Below are 18,212 nucleotides of genomic sequence, written 5' to 3'. Positions count from 1 at the left end.
GGCGGATGACCTGCTCAACCGGCGTCAGGCTGGCCGGCCGATGCGGCCGGAAGGGTCGGGTCGGCCAGCGGCTTGACCTCGGTGCCCTGGTCGAGCTTCAACTGGCCTCCGCTGACCACCACCTCGCCGGCCTTGATGCCCTTGAGAATGATCACCTGGCCATCGCGTCGCTCGCCCGTTTCCACGGAGCGCCGCTCGACCTGCCAGCGCGGTTGGCCCTCGGCGTTCATCTGCGCCTGGCCCTGCTCATCGTGGCTGGCGACGACGACGTACACCGAGTTGCCATACAGGGTGTAGGTAATGGCTGTTTCAGGCACCAGGACACGCGAAGCGTTGCCGGGCAACTGCACCTGCAGGCTGGCGAACATACCCGGCAGCAAGCGTCGTTCCGGGTTGGGCAGGGTCGCGCGAACCTGCACGTTGCGGGTGGTTTCGTCGACCTTTGGATTGATCGCGCTGATGCGCCCTTCGAATGACTGTCCGGGCCATGCCGCAACGTCGGCCAGTACGGGCTGGCCGATGGCGAGCTGCGGTACGCTCTGCTCGGGCACGTTGAAGTCGAGGTAGAGGCTGCTCAGGTCCTGCAGGGTGGCGATGACCGTGCCACTGGCCAGATAGGCGCCGACGTCCACCTGGCGAATGCCGATGGTGCCGTCGAAGGGCGCGAGGATCTGCTTCTTGGCCAGCGCGGCCTTGAGCTGATTGACGGTGGCGGCAGACTTCTGCTGTTGGGCGGCGAGCCGGTCGAAATCTCCCCGCGAGATGGCCTGATCGCCCACCAGGCGGCTGCCGCGGCCATATTCGACACGGGCCAGACCCAGGTCTGCCTCGGCAGTCGCCAGCTGGGCGCGCTCCACATCGCTGTCCAGTTGCAGCAACGGCTGGCCGGCGCGCACCGGCTGCCCCGATTCGAACTGGATCGTCTTGACCGTGCCGGCGACTTCAAGGCTCAGCTCGACGCCCTGAAGAGCCTTGAGCGTGCCGATGGCCGGTAGCCGCGCTTGCCAGGGTTGTTCGCGCGCGGTGGCCACCGCCACGCTGACCGCAGGCTTGGGCGCGCTGAACTGCTGGATCTGCCGATAGATCGAGAAGGCCTTGTAGCCGGCGAGCAACAGCACACCGAGCAGTACCAGCCCGAGCATGATCAGGATACGGCGGCGTAGCATGCGTCACTTCCCTGGAAAGAACCTGGCATGAACTCCTGCAGGTATCTGCCGATATTCGGCCTCTTGCGGCGTTATTACAAGTGTGATCTTCGAAGGGATGGGCGAATGGATAACTTCAAAATCTGAGGAATACTCCTACATATGTAAATGCTGTTTCTTGCAGATTCAGTTAGTTACATATGCCATCTTTTTCCTTGCCCCGTATTTCAATACGAACGCTTTCAGAATATCGCCATAAAAGAAGGAAGAATTGCGATGGGTCCCACATGGACGAAACTGCTGATTGCCTTGCGTGGCGGCCTGCAGGATGCCGCCGAAGATACCGTGGTCTACCAGGCCTGGCGGGTGCTGGACCACGAGCTGCTTGAGGTCGAGGCGCTGGTCGAGACAGGGCGATCCAGCCTGGCCAACCTGATGGCGAAGAATATCCTGGCCGGCAGGGAAGTGCATCAGACCCAGAGGCGACTGAGGACGCTCACCGATGAACTTCGCCATTCGCTCGAACGCGCTGAAGATGAACGAGCACTGCAGGTCGCCGGGGAAATCGCGGAGCAGGAAGTCCTGTTAATGGAAGAAACCCGCGTCGCCCGTGAGTACTCCAGAAGCGTGGAACATCTGCGCCATGCACTGGAGGTCAATGAAAGCCGTTTACGCGCCCTCAAGAAACAGGCCGAGCTCATGCGGGGGGCCGATATCCTTCGACAGGGGGCGACAGGCCCCGCCTCATCACGCCGCGAGCCGGTCGCCCAATTGCAAGTGATTGCCGACACCCTGGACACCATCCGCCAGCATCAGGAAGAAATGGCCAGTCGCCTGGCCACCGAAGAGGCTCGCTGCGTGCGCGATCCCGAGCTGGACAGGCACCTGCATGAAGCCCCGCCGCAGGCTTGCCAGGCGCGGGCCCGCAGCGTGATCGAGCGAATCAGGGCAGAAGAGCTGGTGCAGCTCCCCTGAGCCCGTACAGCGGCTTCAGGCCAAGTGCAGGTGGTTGTCCCAGAATGCGCTGGGCAGCTCCAGTGGTTTGGGCTGCAGGCTTGCCTGGCGGCAATCGTAGAAGCGGCAGCGACCCTGGCCAGAAGTCACCACAAACCCGTCGGCCACCGCACCGACGCCGGCGCAATCCGGCATGGAGGCGTCCAGTTTCAAGGCTGCGCTGTCCAGATCCCAGATGAAGAACCGGTTGGCCCTGGGGGCGGTCAAGGCCACCAGGCGCAGCTCGTCATGAATGGCGACGCTTGCCGTATAGTGGTTCATGCTGCGCAGCTGCTCTTCGGCCACCGCAAACGCCTGGAATGGCTGGCCCGGGCGCTTGATCGCCAGCAGCTCGGCCAGGGTCGTCGAGTCGCCCATGAACTGCTGTCCCGCGACGATGGTGCCGTCGCTGGCCACCGCCAGGTGACGCACGCTGTTCATCTGTTGGCTCAGGAGTTCCTTGCTCAACAGCGTACCGTCGCGCTTCATCAGCACCAGGCTTGGCTCCATGGCATCGAGGTTCATTTCCACCCGGCTTTCGGCCTCGGTGCGAATCCCGCCATTGGCGACGATCAGGGTTTCGCCGTCCGGCATCCACGACACCTGATGCGGCCCGATACCATGGGTCGGAATTTCACCTGCATGCTCCAGACGCTGATCGACGAAGCGATACACCCCCAGTACACCGCGCCCTGGGTCGCGGGTGTCATTCTCCGTGGCGTATAGCCATTCCCCATCCTTGTGAATCACCGCATGCCCATAGAAGTGCCGGTCGGGTTGCGACTCGATGGTCTGCAGCAACTGGCCGCTACGCAGGTCGATGAGGTAGCTCTGCGTCCCCGGACGCCGCGCGATGAATACCGCCAGCGGCAGTTCGGGATGGTTGATGATGTCATGGCAACGTTGGGCGACCTCGGTGGAGAACACCTGCTTGCCGTCCAGTCGATAGCCCACGGCGTAGTGCTTGCCATCGGCATCGTCACGCGCCGATAGCAGCAGTGGGCCGCTGTCCTTGTGGCGGAACAGACTCCAGCCGCCCAGCGTGACCGCACTCAGCAGCAGGCTGCCCAGAGCCAGGGCCTGACGTCGCAGCATCATCTGCTCTTCCTCCGATCAGTCGCCGTCGTTGGCATTGAAGCCCAACTGAATGCCCAGTGCCTTGGCCAGCTCGCCCTCATGCAGGCGGTGGACGGCATTCAGGCTGTCATAGAACGCATTGAGCTGCTGGCGCCCGGCTTCGCTGGCCAGCAGGTCGGCCAGCGGCGGCTTGAGTTCGGCCAACAGCTTGCGACTGTTGGCATAGGCCGCGTCGATCTTGTCGGCCAGGGGCTTCTGCTCGGCGGGCAGGAGGCTGCGCAGGCCCTTGTTGTCGACACCTGCCCATACGGTCTCGGCACTCGCCAGGCTGGCCTGCAGGCTGCTGAGCGATGCCTGGCTGCGCCAGGAGTCAGCCTGGAATGGCTGTGGTACGCCCTTGGACTGGCGGCCCAGCGGCGTACCCAGTTTCTTCTTGAGCGTATCCAAGGCGGTGACCTGTACGCGAAGCAGCTCGGCGATCGCCTCGTGGGAGTCGGCATACCGATTGTTGGGGAACTTGCTCAACTGCGCCAGCATGCCGTCGTTGCTGTTCCAGCTGTTGAGGATTTCTTCGGCGAGCAGCTTCTGGCGTGCACCGATAGCGGTCAGCAGCGGGCAATAGCGGGCCTTCTGCTGGGCATTGGCCATGTCGATGTCGGCGTCGAAGAGGATGTATTCGTAGGCCGACAGACCCTGGACCACGACGCTGGCCTTGGTCAGTTCCTCGACGCTGATCGAAGGCTGCGCCGCCACCAGTTGCTCGACCTGACGGCCCACCAGGTTTTTCTTGTCCGGCCAGAACTGGACCTGCCAGGCACGGTTGCTCTCGGCCAGTGGCCCGATCAGCAGAGGCTGCAGCTCGGCCCAGGTCTTCTGTGCCTTGAGGAAGTCCGCGCGAGCGGTCTGCAGGTCGGTCTTGCCTTCGCAGAATGCCAAGGCGCTGGCCGCCAGTTGCCGGTCCGCCTCTACCCAGCGGCTGTAGGTAGGCAGGATCACCTGTTTGGCGATCGCCGCCGAGGTCACGGCCTGCGGATCGGCGGGGGTACAGGCGCCCAGCGCCAGGGCGGCGAGGCTGGTGAACAACAGCTTGGGACGGAACATCTCGGGCTCCTTGGTTAAGGGCAGGCAATCATAATGAATTGAGGAAGCTCAGCAAGGCTGCGCGCTGTTCGGCATCGAACGCCAGCACCTGCCGTTGCGCGGCCTGCGCTTCGCCGCCGTGCCAGAGGATTGCCTCCAGTACGTTGCGCGCCCGGCCATCATGCAGCAACTGGGTATGTCCGCTGACCGCCTGGGTCAGGCCCAGCCCCCACAGGGGCGGCGTGCGCCATTCCCGGCCATTGGCCTGGAACTCGCTGCGGTTGTCGGCCAGGCCTTCACCCATGTCGTGCAGCAGCAGGTCGGTGTAGGGACGAATGACCTGATTGGCCAGTTCCGGTTCGGCGGCGTCGCTGCGGGTGGTGAACTGCGGCGTGTGGCACTGGTTGCAACCGGCCTTGAAGAACAGGCTCTTGCCGGCCAGTACCTGCGGGTCGTCGACCGCACGGCGCGCCGGCACGCCGAGGTTGCGGGTATAGAACTCGACCAGGCGCAGGATGTTGTCGCTGACCTCCGGTTCGCCGTCCGGGCCATTGCCATTGGGCGCCTGCTGGCAGGCCGTCTGCGCCGATGTGCAGTCGTCGTGGGGCAGCAGGTGGGTGGTCAGCCCCATGTCGCCGGCGAAGGCGTGGGCGTTCTGCTGATTGAGGCTGGGCTGGCCGGCTTTCCAGCCGAAACGCCCAAGGGCGACCTGCTGGCGGGCCTCATCCCAGACCCAGTTGGGGCGTCCGGAAATGCCGTCGTCGTTCTTGTCGTCCGGGTCGGCGTTGGCCAGGATCGCCGTCTCGGGAATGGCCTCCAGCAGCCCGAGGCCGATCATCGGCGGGGCGATGCGCGCCGAGACCCGGGTTTCCGGATGCAGCGGACCGTAGCCCAGGTGGGTGATGCGCAGCGTCGGCTGGCGCAGCTCCACCTCGGTGCCGTCGCGAAAACGCATCACCAGCGGGTCGTACTCGACCCGCACCTTGCCTTCCGGAACGACGCCCGGAATCGCCATGTCCTGCAGTTGCGTGCCGTACACCGGCTCGGGCACTACGCCGATGCGCTGCAGAGCCTGCGCCGAAGCCTCGCCACCGGGAATCGACAAACGTACCAGCATCGATACGGCATTGTTGTCACCAGGCTCGGGCGGATGCCCGCGACCATCACGGATATGACAGTTCTGGCAGGCGTTGGTGTTGAACAACGGGCCCAGGCCATCGCGCGCGGTGGTGGTGGACGGGGCGATGACCCACGGGTTGCGGAAGAAACTGTTGCCTACGCTGAAGTCCACGCGGCGCACTGGCGGCAGATTCGCCGAGGGCAGGGCGAAGGCGTTCTGGTCGCGTCGCTGCACCGTAGCACTGCCGCCCGAGAGCGCTTCGCCGGGTTCGGCTTTGGTAAAGCGCGGGGCGTCATCGCATCCGCTCAGGAGCAAGGCGAGCAGAAGACTGAAGGGGATACGCAGCGGCGGGGTCATACGGGGTCTGCAACAGCTGAAATTCAGGGCGAGCAGCTTAACAGCCCTGCGGATCTGGAATAAGAGGGATTATCGTTCAGCAGAGACTGTGTAACCTGTTGTTACGAATTGCTCAAGGTTGGACTTGCACAATCCTTGCCTCCCCCGGATGAACGATCCCGGCGCAGAAAAATGCCGGTCAGCGCACTGACCGGCATTGGATGGCACACCTGCCTGGGCCGGATCAGAAATCGTGATCGGCGTTGTCAGGGTTCAGGTCGGTGATGCCCAGCTTGCCAGCGGCCTGCTCGATGGCACCGGTCTGCTTGACCAGGGCACCGATGGCGTCGCGCACCACTTGGTTGCCTTCGGTGTTGCCCGCAGCGATCAGTTGGTCGAAGTGCTCGCCTTTGTTGGCGCGGTCGACCAGTACCTGCAGCTTGGCCTGGGTGCTGTCCAGGTCGGCGCGCAGGGTGGCGTCGGCGGCCGCATCGGCCTTGGCCACCAGCGACGACAGGCTCGGGCCGCTGATCTTGGTGCCGTCGGTGCGGGTGTATTCACCCAGGTAGACGTTACGGATGCCCAGGCCGTTGTAGTAGTGCGAGTTGTGCGTGTTGTCGCTGAAGCAGTCGTGCTCGTCTTCGCTGGAGTTGGCTTCCAGGGCGACTTTCATGCGCTCGCCGGCCAGTTCGCCGAGCGACAGGCTGCCCATGCCGAAGAGCATCTTGCGCAGGCCGCTTTCGCCCGACTCGGCCTCCAGGCTAGCGCGGTAGTTGTCGGCCACACCCGGTTTCCAGTTGTCGACCATTTCTTCCAGGTCACTGACCAGCAGCTCGGTGACAGCTTTCAGGTAGGCGCGGCGACGGTCGTTGTGGCCTCCGGTGGCGCCGGCGCCTTCTAGGTAATCGCTGGCCGGGCGCTCGCCGGCACCCGGCCCGTTGCCGTGCAGGTCCTGGCCCCACAGCAGGAACTCGATGGCGTGATAGCCGGTCGCGACGTTGGCTTCCGAACCGCCCAGCTCGTTGAGGCTGGCCAGTTTCTCAGGCGTGATTTCCTTGACGTCGACCTTGTCTTCGCCCACCTGGATCTCGGTGTTGGCAATGATGTTGGCGGTGGCGCCCGGGTTGCCCAGAGCGTGCTGGTAGTCCTTGGCGACATAGTCGATCAGGCCTTCGTCCAGGGGCCAGGCATTAACCTGACCTTCCCAGTCGTCGATGATGGTATTGCCGAAGCGGAACACTTCGCTCTGCATGTAAGGAATGCGCGCGGCCAGCCAGGCATCGCGGGCAGCCTTGAGGGTCTTGTCGTTCGGGGTGGCGAGGAACTCGTCTACCGCAGTCTGCAGCTTCTTGGCGGCATCGTGGGCATCGCTGAATACGGCATAGACCATGCTGCTGTAGTTGGCGACCACGGCCTTGGCGGCGGCTTCATCCAGTTGACCGGTGCTGGTGGTGGCGCCTGCGGCGGGGCTGGCGCCGCTGGGGCGGCGGCAGGGGCCGGGGTGGAGGCGGGCGCTGGAGCGGCAGCCTTGTCCTTGCCTTCGCCGCAACCGGCGAGGGAGATAGCGATGGCCAGCAGACTGGCGGATGCCAGAGGCATACGAATCATGACGAAATCCTGCGTCTAGGAAGGGGTGATGGCGCCAGGCGCCCGAAAAAACTGCGACATGATGCGAAAGATTTGCATTCGATGTAAAGGCATAACGCCTTTAAACGCAGGAGCCGATCATCGTCGGATGTAACTGGAGTTTTCGAAGGGACCCCGGCAGCAGCCCTTGGAAGCCGGGCGGTGAGTGCCGACGAGGTTATAGCGTGGCCGCGCTGCGACGCTTGGCCTGCTTCAGGTAGGCCAGCAATTCCCGGCCCGGCAGCGGCTTGCTGTAGAAATAGCCCTGGCCTTCGTGACAGCCTTCGGAAATCACATAGGCTTCCTGTTCGGCGGTTTCCACGCCTTCGGCGATCACCTGCATGCCCAGGCTCTTGCCGAGCTGGATGATGGCCCGCACGATGGTCGCGTCGTCGTCATCGACGATAAGGTCCTGGACGAAGCTCTTGTCGATCTTGATCTTGTCCAGCGGCAGGCTCTTGAGGTAGCTCAATGACGAATAGCCGGTGCCGAAGTCGTCGATGGCGATCAACGCCCCCGAGCGACGCAGGCTCAGCAGGTGCTGGGCTGCGGTGCTGATGTCTTCCATCAGGCCGGTCTCGGTGACCTCCAGTTCCAGGCTGCGCGGCGGCAGACGGTAGATCTGCAGCAGGTTGTTGACCACCCTCGGCAGCTCGGTGTGGTGCAGCTGTACGGTCGACAGGTTCACGGCCATGCGCAGTTCGCTGAAGCCTTGGTCGTGCCACTCGCGCAACTGTCGGCAGGCCTGGTCGAGCACCCATTCGCCGATGGCGATGATGGTGCCATTCTGTTCGGCAAGAGGAATGAACACGTCGGGCGGCACCAGGCCGTGCTCAGGATGTTTCCAGCGGATCAGCGCCTCTACGCCCATTACGGCATGGTCGCGGTAGCTGACCTGTGGCTGGTAGACCAGGAACAGTTGGTTACGTGGCAGCGCCTCGCGCAGTTCCTTCTCCAGTTCACGGCGCCGGCGCATCTCGCTGTCGACGCTGGCGATATAGAACTGGTAACGGTTGCGCGAGCGGCTCTTGGCCAGCGTCATGGTCTGTTCGGCCTTTTGCAGCAGCTTCTCGGTGCTGTCGCCATCTTCGGGGAACAGGGTGATGCCGATGGTGGCGCGCAGACGAATCTCATGCTGCTCCAGGGCGAAGGGGGCTTCCAGGTCGTCGAGGATGTTCTGCGCCAGTTCGGCGGTTTCGTAGGGCTGCTCGATGTCGGCCTGCACCAGTGCGAACTGATCGCCGCCCAGGCGCGCCAGGGCACCGAGCCGGCCACTGTGGACCCGCAAGCGGTCGGCCAGGGCCAGCAGCAGTTGGTCACCCGCCTGGTAGCTGAACTGCTCGTTGATGCCCTTGAAGTCATCCAGGCCCACGCACAGTACGGCGACTCGCCGCTGCAGGCGTCCGGCCTCGTCGAGAATCTTGTCCAGCTGTTCCTGCAATTGCTGGCGGTTGGGCAGGCCTGTGAGGAAGTCGTACTGGGCCATGCGCTGCAGGCTGCTTTCGGCTTCGTGGCGCAGGTGGGTGTTGCGCTCGATGGACGCCAGTAACTGGTTGGCGGTATCGATCCACAGACCCAGCTCGTTCTTCTCATGACCCTTCAGGCGCGGCAACTGATGTTCGCTGGGGCGGTCGGGGTTGATCTCGGTCAGCGACTCTATGATCTTCGACAGCGGCTTGGTGAGCATCCAGTGATACACCAGGTACAGCACCAGGCCCATGGCCAGGGCGCGGAGGGTGCCGGAAATGAAAATGATCAGCGCACTCATCAGGAAGCTTTCGCCATAATGCGCGGTGTCCAGAGTGATGCGCAGGTCGCCGTAATATTCGTTGTAGGGAGGGCGGCCGGTCAGCTGTGTGGTGAAGCTGCGTTCCTGGCCCAGAATCAGGTCAGTCAGCCAGCGACTGCCGGAGGTTTCCAGTGGACGTTCCTTTTCCGCCAGCACGGTCTCGTTGGGATGGCCAATGGAAGCCTGGCGTACCGAGGCGTCCTGGAACAGCCCCTCGATGACCTGCATGCCCATTTCCCGGTCAAGGCTGTACACCGCCTGGGTGGACGGGTCGCGGAACATGTCGAGAATACGACCGGCATCGGCGGCCACGGCCTGGCGGGTCTTGTAGGCATCGAAGATGATCTGCGCGCAACTCAATGCCACGCCGACGACCAGCGCGCAGAGCAGGACGACGCGCAGCAGTTTCACCGACAGACTGTTTCTGAGTTCCAGCTTCAAGAGGTCATTCCTTAATCCGTTTCGGGAACCTTGACGTCATCGACAACCCTTCGAATCGCCTGCCTCCCTGTGCCGGCCTGATATACCAGGCCGTTGCTGCCTGCCTGTGCAGGCACGTGCATGTCACTGTGTCGGACGCACAGGGGAGGAACTTGAGCAGGAACCTGCACGATACAAAAAGCGATATTGCTTCGCTATCGCTTTATTGAAGCTCATTTGTGGCCGGGCAATGCGAAAGTTTGCGCGGGTTTGCCGGGTGTTTTGCCCGGCCGCTCAAGCCGGGGACTTTCAGCCAGGCCCCGGGTTGCTGCACCGACGCGAGGGTTCTGGCAGGCAACAAAAAACCCGGCAATGGCCGGGTTTCTTGTTGGAAACGGGGATCAGGCTGCGTATTGCTGAGCCACGAAGTCCCAGTTGACCAGGTTCCAGAACGCCTCGACGTACTTCGGACGCAGGTTGCGGTAGTCGATGTAGTAGGCGTGTTCCCAGACGTCGCAGGTCAGCAGCGGGGTGTCGCCGGTGGTCAGCGGGTTGCCGGCGCCGATGGTGCTGGCCAGGGCCAGGGAACCGTCAGCTTTCTTGACCAGCCAGCCCCAGCCGGAACCGAAGGTGCCGATGGTGACCTTGCTGAACTCTTCCTTGAACTTGTCGAAGGAACCGAACGCGGCGTTGATGGCATCGGCCAGTGCGCCGGTTGGCTGGCCGCCACCGTTTGGCGACAGGCAGTTCCAGTAGAAGGTGTGGTTCCAGACCTGAGCTGCGTTGTTGAAGATGCCGCCCGAAGAGGTCTTGATGATTTCTTCCAGGGACTTGCCTTCGAACTCGGTACCCGGCACCAGGTTGTTCAGGTTCACGACGTAGGTGTTGTGGTGCTTGTCGTGATGGTATTCCAGGGTTTCCGGGGAAATGTGCGGTACCAGTGCATCTTTGGCGTAGGGCAGTGGCGGCAATTCAAAAGCCATGGTTCATCTCCTTTCAGGTCTATGCGTTCGTCGCGGGGCCGCTCACGGTGCGGCCATCCAAAACAGCAGTGCGCCGGGAGTTTTCCACTCTCTATGCGGCACAGGTCCCGGATCATAGCACCGGGTCTGCGGGTTAACCACGTAACAACTGTATGGAATAGAGGTTCCCCGACGCGGGATGAACATGCCGCGACGTATTCAGACACCCCGTATCAGTTGCACGGCGACGCTGAACATCATCACCGCGACCATCAGGTCGACCAGCCGCCAGGTGGTCGGCCGGGCCAGCCAGGGGGCCAGCCAGGCTGCGCCGAAGGCCAGCAGGCAGAACCACAGCATCGAGGCGCTGGCGGCGCCTGCCACATAGGCGCCTGGCATGCTCTGCTGGGCGCCCAGCGAGCCGATCAGCAGCACGGTGTCGAGGTACACGTGCGGGTTGAGCAGGGTCACCGCCAGGGCACTGAGCAGCACCGCGCGGCGCGAGCGTGCGCCTTGGGTGGCGCTGTTCTCCAGGCTCTGCCGGGCGCAGGCGCGGCGCAGTGCCTGGATGCCGTACCAGCTCAGGAACAGCGCGCCGCCCCAGCGTGCGATGGCTAGCAGGGTCGGGTTCTGCAACAGCAGGCTGGCCAGGCCGAACACACCCAGGGCCACCAGCACCGCGTCACAGAGAATGCACAGCACGGCAACCGAGACATGGTGTTCGCGGCGCAGTCCCTGGGACAGGACGAAAGCGTTCTGTGCACCGATGGCCATGATCAACCCGAAGGCCACCAACAGACCGTTTACATAGCTTTGCCACATGAGAGGAACATCCGCGTCGAAGTAATGGCTGGCGATTCTGGGCTGCTTGCCTGTATAAGAAAAATCAATCTTACTCATTGCTCATTAGGAAAACTGATGTTCGATTACAAGCTGCTTTCCGCGCTGGCGGCCGTCGTCGAACAGGCCGGCTTTGAACGCGCCGCCCAGGTACTGGGTATTTCCCAGTCGGCGGTGTCGCAGCGCATCAAGCTGCTCGAAGCGCGCGTGGGCCAGCCGGTGCTGGTGCGCTCCACGCCGCCAGGCCCGACCGAGATCGGCCAGCGGCTGCTCAACCATGTGCAGCAGGTGCGTCTGCTCGAACGCGACCTGCAGGGCCAGGTGCCGAGCCTGGATGAAGAGGGCCTGCCCGACCGGCTGCGTATCGCGCTCAATGCTGACAGCCTGGCCACCTGGTGGGCGGGTGCGGTTGGAGACTTCTGCATCGACCATCGCCTGCTGCTGGATTTGGTGGTGGAAGACCAGGAAGTCGGCTTGCGGCGCATGCGTGCCGGTGAGGTCGCCGCCTGCGTGTGTGCCAGCGAACGACCGGTTTCTGGCGCACGCAGCCTGCGCCTGGGGGCGATGCGCTACCTGGCCCTGGCCAGCCCGACATTCATCGCCCGGCATTTCCCGCAGGGGGTGGACGCGACGCGGCTCAATCGCGTGCCGGTGCTGGTGTTCGGCCCGGATGACACCTTGCAGCATCGCTACCTGTCGTCACTCGGCCTGCACGAAAGTTTCGAGCACCACCTGTGCCCGTCTTCCGAGGGCTTCGTGCGTATGCTGGAGGCCGGTCTGGGCTGGGGGCTGGTACCGGATCTGCAGGTGCGCGATCAACTGCACGACGGTACCCTGCGCGATCTTTTACCGGGGCACTGCATCGAGGTGCCCCTGTACTGGCATCATTGGCGCAATGGTGGTCAGCTGTTGAACCGCCTGACCAGCCACTTGGCCCGGCAGGCCGCGCAGTGGCTGGTGCCCTGAGGATAGAACCAAGCGTCTTCAGGCTGTGTCGTGGTCTGTGTTGAAGGATGAGTAAATGAAGATTCTGGTCACTGGCGCGAGCGGCTTCATCGGCGGGCGCTTCGCGCGCTACGCCCTGGAGCGCGGATTCGACGTGCGGGTCACTGCCCGGCGCGGCGAAGCGCTGGAGCCCCTTGCCCTGCGCGGTGCGCAGTGCATGGCGGCCGACCTGGCCGACGCCGATGGGGTTCGTGCCTTGTGCAGCGATGTCGATACCGTGGTGCATTGCGCCGGCGCGGTGGGATTCTGGGGGCGTCGCCAGGATTTCCTGCAAGCCAATGTGCAGCTCACCGAAAACGTCGTCGAAGCCTGTCTGAAACAGAAGGTCCGGCGGCTGGTCTATCTGTCGTCGCCGTCGGTGTATTTCGACGGCCGCTCGCGGCTCGGCGTGCGCGAAGACCAGGTACCCCGGCGTTTTGCCAATACCTACGCGCAGACCAAGTACCTGGCCGAGCAGAAAGTGTTCGGCGCGCAGGAGTTCGGCCTGGAGGTCATTGCGTTGCGTCCGCGGATGGTGACGGGCGCGGGGGATCGCAGTATCTTCCCCCGCTTGCTCAGGCTGCAGGAAAAGCGCCGCCTGGCGATCGTGGGCAACGGCCTGAACCGTGTCGATTTCACCAGCATGGCCAACCTGAATCAGGCCTTGCTGCGCAGCGTTCAGGTGGGTGACGAGGCGTTGGGGCAGGTCTACAACATCAGCAATGGCCAGCCAGTGCCGATCTGGGATGCGATCAACTACGTGATGCGCCAGATGCAGTTGCCGCAGGTCAGGCGTTACAGATCGTTCGGCCTGACCTACGGCATGGCCATGCTCAACGAGGCCGCCTGCCTGGTTTGGCCGGGTCGTCCCGAACCGACGCTGTCGAGGCTCGGCGTGCAGGTGCTTAACAAGGATTTCACCCTCGATATCGCCCGGGCGCGGCACTATCTGGGCTATGAGCCGCAGGTCAGCCTGTGGGCCGCGCTGGACGAGTTCTGTGCCTGGTGGAAGGCCGGGCACATGTACCAGGCGCGCTAGTCCTCAGCGGTCGACAACCGCGAGTACCGAGCCTGGGCGCAGGCATTGGCGTCATGTCCGGCGTTTACACTGCGCCGGGTTGCCAGGTTTCTTACAAAACCTCTTTGAAGGATGGCTTATGCGTAACGAACCACAAGACGACATCGATGACATCCCCAGCCTCAGTGCCCGGGATGACGACGATGACGACCTGGTGCCGACCAGGGGGGCACGGGAACGCACCACGGTGTACTCACGCGAGACGCCGGTGGTCAAGGTCAAGGCCCCGACCACTGCACCGCTGTGGGCCTTGATCGGTGCCTTGTTCATCGCCTTTTGCGGCCTGGGCTGGTGGAGCTTCCAGCAGATCTCGCTGATGGAACAGCAACTGGTTGCGACCCAGGAAAGTTTCGCGCGCATCAGTGAGGACGCCGCTGGCCGGCTGCAGGACATTTCCGGCAAGGTCACCGCCAACGAGGCCATGAGCCGCGAAGGCGAGGCCCTCAAGCAGCGCCTGGACCTGCTCGACGCGCAGCTGCAGGAGCAGGAAAAACATCGGGAGAATGCCCAGGGCGAGCAGGGCAGCCTCGACAAGCGCCTGGAGCAGCTGGGCGGACAGACCACTGAACAGCGCACGGCGCTGGCCCAGACCCAGGAGCAGCTCAAGGCCGTGCAGGCTGAATTGGCCGCGCTCAAGGCGGCATTGCCGGAGCAGATCAAGGCTGCACAGGGCGAGCAGGGCAAGTTCGATGCGCAGCTCAAGAGCCTGGCTGCCGACGTTGCCGCGCTGAAGAAGCAGGGTAATCCGGCGGCCGATATCGAGCGCCTGCAACAGGACCTGCTGGTGCTCAGGAGCGAGCAGGAAAACCGTCCGGCGGCAGCCCCTTCCGGGACCAACACCGCCGAGTTCGACGCGTTCCGCAGCCAGGTGACGCGCAACCTCAATGCACTGACCAACCAGGTGCAGACCCTGTCGCAGCGCATTGGCACGGCACAGTGAATCAGCCGCTATGAAAAAAGGCGCATCCCCCAGGGGCTGCGCCTTTTTTGTCACTCTGGTTACAGGCGGGGGTAGTCGATGTAACCGACCGGGCCCTTGCCGTAGAAGGTCTGCGGGTCGGCCTCGTTGAGCGGTGCATCCTGGGCCAGTCGCTCGGGCAGGTCCGGGTTGGCGATGTAAGGCACACCGAAGGCCACCGCATCGGCCTTGCCGCTGGACAGCCAGGCGTTGGCCGTGGCTTTGGTGAATTTCTCGTTGGCGATGTACACGCCGCCGAAAGCCTTTTTCAACTGCGGGCCGAGGCTGTCATCGGCTTCCCGCTCGCGGGCGCAGATGAAGGCGATGCCGCGCTTGCCCAGCTCGCTGGCCACGTAGCCGAAGGTCTCCGCCCGGTTGTCGTCGCCCATGTCATGGGCATCGGCGCGTGGTGCCAGGTGTACACCGACCCGGCCGGCACCCCACACGTCGATGACCGCGTCGGTCACTTCCAGCAGCAGGCGGGCGCGGTTTTCCAACGAGCCGCCGTAGCGGTCGGTGCGCTGGTTGGTCTTGGTCTGCAGGAACTGGTCGAGCAGGTAGCCGTTGGCGGCATGGATTTCCACGCCGTCGAAACCGGCTGCCTTGGCGTTCTCCGCCCCGCTGCGGTAGGCCTCGATGACATCACCGATCTCTGCCAGCTCCAGGGCTCGCGGGGTCGGGAACTCCGCCTGCGGGCGCACCAGGCTGACGTGCCCGGCCGGCTTCACCGCGCTGGGCGCTACCGGGGTCTCGCCGTTGAGGTAGGAGGGGTGTGAAATGCGCCCGACATGCCACAGCTGCAGCACGATACGTCCGCCGGCGCCATGCACGGCCTTGGTCACGTTGCTCCAGCCGCGCACCTGGTCGGTGGACCAGATGCCCGGAGTGTCCGGGTAGCCGACGCCCATCGGGGTCACTGAGGTCGCTTCGCTGATGATCAGGCCCGCCGAGGCGCGCTGTACGTAGTACTCGGCCATCATGGCGTTGGGCACCCGGCCTTCGTCGGCGCGGCAGCGGGTCAGCGGCGCCATGATGATGCGGTTGGGCAGTTCCAGGTCACCCACGGTGATCGGGTCAAACAGTGTGGTCATGTCACAAACCCTCGATGATGAGACGGTTCGGGGCATGCGTGTCGCCCCATGAAGTACGCAAGACCAGGCCGCCGGGAAGGGCGGCCTGGCCGGTTGGAAAGGTCATGCGCGGTTGTCCAGCTCGGCGACCAGGGCCTGCACGAAAGCCTGGATGCAGGCTTCGTTGCGCCTGAAGAAGTGCCACTGGCCGACTTTTTTGCTGGTGATCAGCCCGGCACGCTGCAGCGTGGCCAGGTGCGCCGAGACGGTGGACTGAGACAGCCCTGTACGCTGGTCGATCTTTCCGGCGCACACACCGTGTTCCAGCGAGTGCTCCTGGTCCGGAAAACAGGCCTCGGGGTTCTTCAGCCAGACGAGGATTTCGCGGCGAACCGGATGGGCCAGGGCTTTCATGACTTCGTCGAGGTCGATGTTCATGGCGTTCTCGATGGAGGCTGCGCAATAGGACGATGAGCGGTTGACGATATATCGCTATATCGCGATGTACAAATATCCAGAAGTGCTGAGCACAGAGCGAATCGATATATCGGGTTATAACGATATGGGTTTCATGGCCGCTGTTCCCGGCGTAGGCTTGGGGACATGAACTACCTCGCACATCTTCATCTCGGCGGGCAACGCCCCGCGCAATTGCTCGGCAGCCTCTACGGCGACTTCGTCAAAGGACCGCTGGCCGGGCGCTTTACGCCCGAGGTCGAGGCGTCTATCCATTTGCACCGGCGCATCGACGCCTTCACTGACCGGCATCCCTTGACCCGGGCCGCGCTGGGGCGCTTCTCTCAGGGCAACCGACGCTATGCGGGGATCGTGCTGGACGTGTTCTTCGATCACTGCCTGGCCAGAGACTGGCACTGCTATGCGCAAGTGCCGCTGGAGGCTTTCACCGAGCGTTTCTACCGCGTACTGCGGGCGCAGGCTGACTTGCCTGAGCGTCTGGCGGCGGTGGCGCCGCGCATGGTCGCGCAGGACTGGTTGGGGTCCTATCAGGAGTATTCGGTGGTTGAAGCAGCGCTGGGTGGCATCGCCCGGCGCCTGTCACGCCCCGAGGGGTTGTTCCAGGCCATGCAGGAACTGCCTGGCCTGTACCAACCGCTGAGCGAGGACTTCGCGGCCTTCTATCCGGTGTTGCAGGACTTCGCTCAGGCCGCCTTGGCGGGTGATGCCGCCGTGGCTGGTTCTGGCACCGCGGGGCTTTCCGGCAGTGCGCCGAACAGCGCCTGCTGAACCGCCGCCTGCGCTTCGAAGGCCAGGGCGGCGCGTTCCTTGCCACTGCTGGCGATGGGCGCCAACAGGTGGATGTGCACCTCGCCCTGCTCATGAGCGAACAGCCGACGAATGTGCGAGAGCAGGTCATCGTCACCGATGAACGGCGCGATGCTGTCCGGCGCGCCGGCGCGGCGGTATTCGATGGCGACCGGTTGCAGGGCGACACCGGCGTCGATGGCGCTGGACAACAGGCGACCGTGGAAGGTACGCAGTGCGCGGCCGTCGGTGGTGGTGCCTTCCGGGAAGATCAGCAGTGCACGACCCTGCTGCAGCAGGTTGCCCATCTGGCGTTGCACCAGGCGGCTGTCGCCGGCACCGCGGCGGATGAACAGGGTGCCAGCCTTGTGCGCCAGCCAGCCTGCAATGGGCCAGGTGCGCACTTCGGCCTTGGACAGGAACGACAGCGGCGTGAGCTGGCCCAGCAAGGGGATATCGGTCCAGGACACGTGGTTGCAGACCCACAGCATCGGTTCGCGCGGCAGTTCGCCGTGCACCGTTACCCGAAACGGCAGGGCGTTGCTCAGGCGTGCCATGAACCAGCGGCTGCAGCGCTGGCGCAGGCCGATCGAGCCGCCGAGGCGCAGGCGTTCCAGGGTCGCGACCAGGCTGCCCAGCGCCAGGCCGGCAACGATCACCAGCAGTACCCTGGCCACGCGCAGCACACTGCGCAGCCGGCTCATCACACCGCCGCCTTGAAGTGGCGCGCGTAGCGCGGGCACAGCTCGTCACGCTTGAGCAGAATGAACACGTCGGCCACCTGGAAGTCCTGGTCCCAGCAAGGCTCGCCACAGATCTTCGCGCCCAGGCGCATGTAGGCCTTCAGCAAAGGGGGCATCTCGCAGATCACGTTGCCGGGCACGTCGAGGCTGGGCAGTGGCGTGCGCGGTTCGGCGCGCAGATGTTCGGTGCACAGGTAGCGTTCGCGCAGGCGCTGCATGATCGCGTGGGCCTGGATGCCGCCGTCCTGCATGGGAATGCTGGCGCAGCCCATCAGGTAGCTGTAGCCGCCTTCGTTGAGCACTTCGGCCAGCTCGCTCCACAGCACGGCGATGGTGCCACCGTTGCGGTAGGCCGGGTCGACGCAGGTGCGCCCCAGCTCCAGGATCGGGCCTTGCAGGTGCGCCAGGCCGTGCAGGCTGAATTCTTCTTCGCTGTAGAAGCGCCCCAGGCTGGTGGCAGCCTTGTGGTCGAGCAGGCGGGTGGTGGCGACCAGGCGCCCGGTGTTCAGATCACGCACGCCGATGTGCATGCAGTGCACGTCGTAGTCGTCGATATCCAGACCCAGTTCGGCGCCTTTGAGGCGTGCGTTGAATTCTGCGCTGAATACACTGAAACGCAGTGCCTGAGCTTCCTGCAGGGCACGCGGCCCGGTCAGGCGCTCGGCCTGCAGACGGCGTTCGGAACTGTTGTCACGGATACGGGCGATCTGGGTCATGCGAACTCTCCG

At 63.9% G+C, this 18,212-nt stretch carries 16 protein-coding genes and 1 pseudogene; 5 read left to right on the top strand and 12 right to left on the bottom strand.

Translation table 11 applies throughout. From position 1 onward, the window contains the following. Positions 1 to 14 precede the first annotated feature (14 nt). On the bottom strand, positions 15 to 1,166 hold the full coding sequence (locus RRX38_RS11025; protein WP_315962517.1) for an efflux RND transporter periplasmic adaptor subunit: 1,152 nt from the start codon (positions 1,164 to 1,166) through the stop codon (positions 15 to 17). A gap of 255 nt (positions 1,167 to 1,421) precedes the next feature. On the opposite strand from RRX38_RS11025, the gene RRX38_RS11020 reads away from it, so the two are divergent. Continuing rightward, positions 1,422 to 2,120 carry a hypothetical protein gene (locus RRX38_RS11020; RefSeq protein ID WP_315962516.1) on the top strand — a complete coding sequence of 233 codons (699 nt, stop codon included), beginning with the start codon at positions 1,422 to 1,424 and terminating at the stop codon, positions 2,118 to 2,120. Between the two features lie 15 nt (positions 2,121 to 2,135). Here RRX38_RS11020 and RRX38_RS11015 read toward each other — a convergent pair whose 3' ends face one another. From RRX38_RS11015 to RRX38_RS10985, 7 genes and pseudogenes are all read right to left on the bottom strand, one after another. After that, positions 2,136 to 3,233, bottom strand: coding sequence for a DUF1513 domain-containing protein (locus RRX38_RS11015; RefSeq protein WP_315962665.1), 1,098 nt, complete (start codon positions 3,231 to 3,233; stop codon positions 2,136 to 2,138). Between the two features lie 18 nt (positions 3,234 to 3,251). Then, on the bottom strand, positions 3,252 to 4,316 hold the full coding sequence (locus tag RRX38_RS11010) for an imelysin family protein (RefSeq protein WP_315962515.1): 1,065 nt from the start codon (positions 4,314 to 4,316) through the stop codon (positions 3,252 to 3,254). Between the two features lie 28 nt (positions 4,317 to 4,344). Continuing rightward, positions 4,345 to 5,772 carry a di-heme oxidoredictase family protein gene (locus RRX38_RS11005; RefSeq protein ID WP_315962514.1) on the bottom strand — a complete coding sequence of 476 codons (1,428 nt, stop codon included), beginning with the start codon at positions 5,770 to 5,772 and terminating at the stop codon, positions 4,345 to 4,347. 223 nt (positions 5,773 to 5,995) lie between these two features. After that, a pseudogene (locus RRX38_RS11000) lies at positions 5,996 to 7,359 on the bottom strand (imelysin family protein). Positions 7,360 to 7,555: 196 nt separating this feature from the next. Further along, a complete protein-coding gene (locus RRX38_RS10995; RefSeq protein WP_295473985.1) occupies positions 7,556 to 9,607 on the bottom strand; it encodes a putative bifunctional diguanylate cyclase/phosphodiesterase in 2,052 nt (683 codons plus the stop codon). Between the two features lie 380 nt (positions 9,608 to 9,987). Further along, positions 9,988 to 10,569: a superoxide dismutase gene (locus tag RRX38_RS10990; RefSeq protein ID WP_315962513.1), complete on the bottom strand. Its 582-nt coding sequence runs from the start codon at positions 10,567 to 10,569 to the stop codon at positions 9,988 to 9,990. Positions 10,570 to 10,767: 198 nt separating this feature from the next. Then, positions 10,768 to 11,370 carry a LysE/ArgO family amino acid transporter gene (locus tag RRX38_RS10985; protein ID WP_315962512.1) on the bottom strand — a complete coding sequence of 201 codons (603 nt, stop codon included), beginning with the start codon at positions 11,368 to 11,370 and terminating at the stop codon, positions 10,768 to 10,770. Positions 11,371 to 11,466: 96 nt separating this feature from the next. On the opposite strand from RRX38_RS10985, the gene RRX38_RS10980 reads away from it, so the two are divergent. The 3 genes from RRX38_RS10980 to RRX38_RS10970 all read left to right on the top strand — a co-directional run bounded on the left by RRX38_RS10980 (position 11,467) and on the right by RRX38_RS10970 (position 14,390). Then, the gene (locus RRX38_RS10980) at positions 11,467 to 12,354 is read left to right on the top strand and encodes a LysR family transcriptional regulator ArgP (RefSeq protein WP_315962511.1); all 888 of its coding nucleotides are present in this window, start codon (positions 11,467 to 11,469) and stop codon (positions 12,352 to 12,354) included. 55 nt (positions 12,355 to 12,409) lie between these two features. Continuing rightward, positions 12,410 to 13,411, top strand: a complete 1,002-nt coding sequence (locus tag RRX38_RS10975; RefSeq protein WP_315962510.1) for an NAD(P)-dependent oxidoreductase — start codon at positions 12,410 to 12,412, stop codon at positions 13,409 to 13,411. A 118-nt stretch (positions 13,412 to 13,529) separates the two neighbouring features. After that, on the top strand, positions 13,530 to 14,390 hold the full coding sequence (locus RRX38_RS10970; RefSeq protein WP_315962509.1) for an ATPase: 861 nt from the start codon (positions 13,530 to 13,532) through the stop codon (positions 14,388 to 14,390). Positions 14,391 to 14,449: 59 nt separating this feature from the next. Here the strand turns inward: RRX38_RS10970 and RRX38_RS10965 are convergent, their stop codons facing one another. Together RRX38_RS10965 and RRX38_RS10960 are read right to left on the bottom strand one after the other, a co-directional pair. Further along, positions 14,450 to 15,499, bottom strand: coding sequence for an alkene reductase (locus RRX38_RS10965; RefSeq protein WP_295473965.1), 1,050 nt, complete (start codon positions 15,497 to 15,499; stop codon positions 14,450 to 14,452). 102 nt (positions 15,500 to 15,601) lie between these two features. After that, a complete protein-coding gene (locus RRX38_RS10960) occupies positions 15,602 to 15,916 on the bottom strand; it encodes an ArsR/SmtB family transcription factor (RefSeq protein ID WP_295473962.1) in 315 nt (104 codons plus the stop codon). A gap of 165 nt (positions 15,917 to 16,081) precedes the next feature. Here RRX38_RS10960 and RRX38_RS10955 point away from each other — a divergent pair, with 165 nt between their 5' ends. Beyond that, complete coding sequence (locus RRX38_RS10955; RefSeq protein WP_295473959.1) at positions 16,082 to 16,723, top strand: ACP phosphodiesterase; 642 nt, start codon at positions 16,082 to 16,084, stop codon at positions 16,721 to 16,723. On the opposite strand, the gene RRX38_RS10950 is transcribed toward RRX38_RS10955, so the two are convergent. Together RRX38_RS10950 and olsB are read right to left on the bottom strand one after the other, a co-directional pair. Further along, on the bottom strand, positions 16,639 to 17,445 hold the full coding sequence (locus tag RRX38_RS10950; RefSeq protein WP_315962508.1) for a 1-acyl-sn-glycerol-3-phosphate acyltransferase: 807 nt from the start codon (positions 17,443 to 17,445) through the stop codon (positions 16,639 to 16,641). The genes RRX38_RS10955 and RRX38_RS10950 overlap by 85 nt on opposite strands. Further along, positions 17,445 to 18,200, bottom strand: coding sequence for an L-ornithine N(alpha)-acyltransferase (olsB, locus tag RRX38_RS10945; protein ID WP_295473954.1), 756 nt, complete (start codon positions 18,198 to 18,200; stop codon positions 17,445 to 17,447). The genes RRX38_RS10950 and olsB overlap by 1 nt, the downstream gene beginning before the upstream one ends. Positions 18,201 to 18,212 lie beyond the last annotated feature (12 nt).

This window comes from Pseudomonas sp. DTU_2021_1001937_2_SI_NGA_ILE_001 (assembly GCF_032463525.1).
Taxonomy (GTDB): Bacteria; Pseudomonadota; Gammaproteobacteria; order Pseudomonadales; family Pseudomonadaceae; genus Aquipseudomonas.
The sequence above is the reverse complement of the archived record's forward strand: the minus strand, read 5'-3'. Positions and strand labels throughout refer to the sequence as shown.

Coding starts and splice junctions, on each gene's coding strand:
- RRX38_RS10980 (WP_315962511.1), top strand. CDS start 11,467: ATGTTCGATTACAAGCTGCTTTCCGCGCTGGCGGCCGTCGTCGAACAG.
- RRX38_RS10975 (WP_315962510.1), top strand. CDS start 12,410: ATGAAGATTCTGGTCACTGGCGCGAGCGGCTTCATCGGCGGGCGCTTC.
- RRX38_RS10955 (WP_295473959.1), top strand. CDS start 16,082: ATGAACTACCTCGCACATCTTCATCTCGGCGGGCAACGCCCCGCGCAA.
- RRX38_RS11025 (WP_315962517.1), bottom strand. CDS start 1,166: ATGCTACGCCGCCGTATCCTGATCATGCTCGGGCTGGTACTGCTCGGT.
- RRX38_RS11020 (WP_315962516.1), top strand. CDS start 1,422: ATGGGTCCCACATGGACGAAACTGCTGATTGCCTTGCGTGGCGGCCTG.
- RRX38_RS10950 (WP_315962508.1), bottom strand. CDS start 17,445: ATGAGCCGGCTGCGCAGTGTGCTGCGCGTGGCCAGGGTACTGCTGGTG.
- RRX38_RS10960 (WP_295473962.1), bottom strand. CDS start 15,916: ATGAACATCGACCTCGACGAAGTCATGAAAGCCCTGGCCCATCCGGTT.
- RRX38_RS10990 (WP_315962513.1), bottom strand. CDS start 10,569: ATGGCTTTTGAATTGCCGCCACTGCCCTACGCCAAAGATGCACTGGTA.
- olsB (WP_295473954.1), bottom strand. CDS start 18,200: ATGACCCAGATCGCCCGTATCCGTGACAACAGTTCCGAACGCCGTCTG.
- RRX38_RS11010 (WP_315962515.1), bottom strand. CDS start 4,316: ATGTTCCGTCCCAAGCTGTTGTTCACCAGCCTCGCCGCCCTGGCGCTG.
- RRX38_RS10985 (WP_315962512.1), bottom strand. CDS start 11,370: ATGTGGCAAAGCTATGTAAACGGTCTGTTGGTGGCCTTCGGGTTGATC.
- RRX38_RS11015 (WP_315962665.1), bottom strand. CDS start 3,233: ATGCTGCGACGTCAGGCCCTGGCTCTGGGCAGCCTGCTGCTGAGTGCG.
- RRX38_RS10965 (WP_295473965.1), bottom strand. CDS start 15,499: ATGACCACACTGTTTGACCCGATCACCGTGGGTGACCTGGAACTGCCC.
- RRX38_RS10970 (WP_315962509.1), top strand. CDS start 13,530: ATGCGTAACGAACCACAAGACGACATCGATGACATCCCCAGCCTCAGT.
- RRX38_RS11005 (WP_315962514.1), bottom strand. CDS start 5,772: ATGACCCCGCCGCTGCGTATCCCCTTCAGTCTTCTGCTCGCCTTGCTC.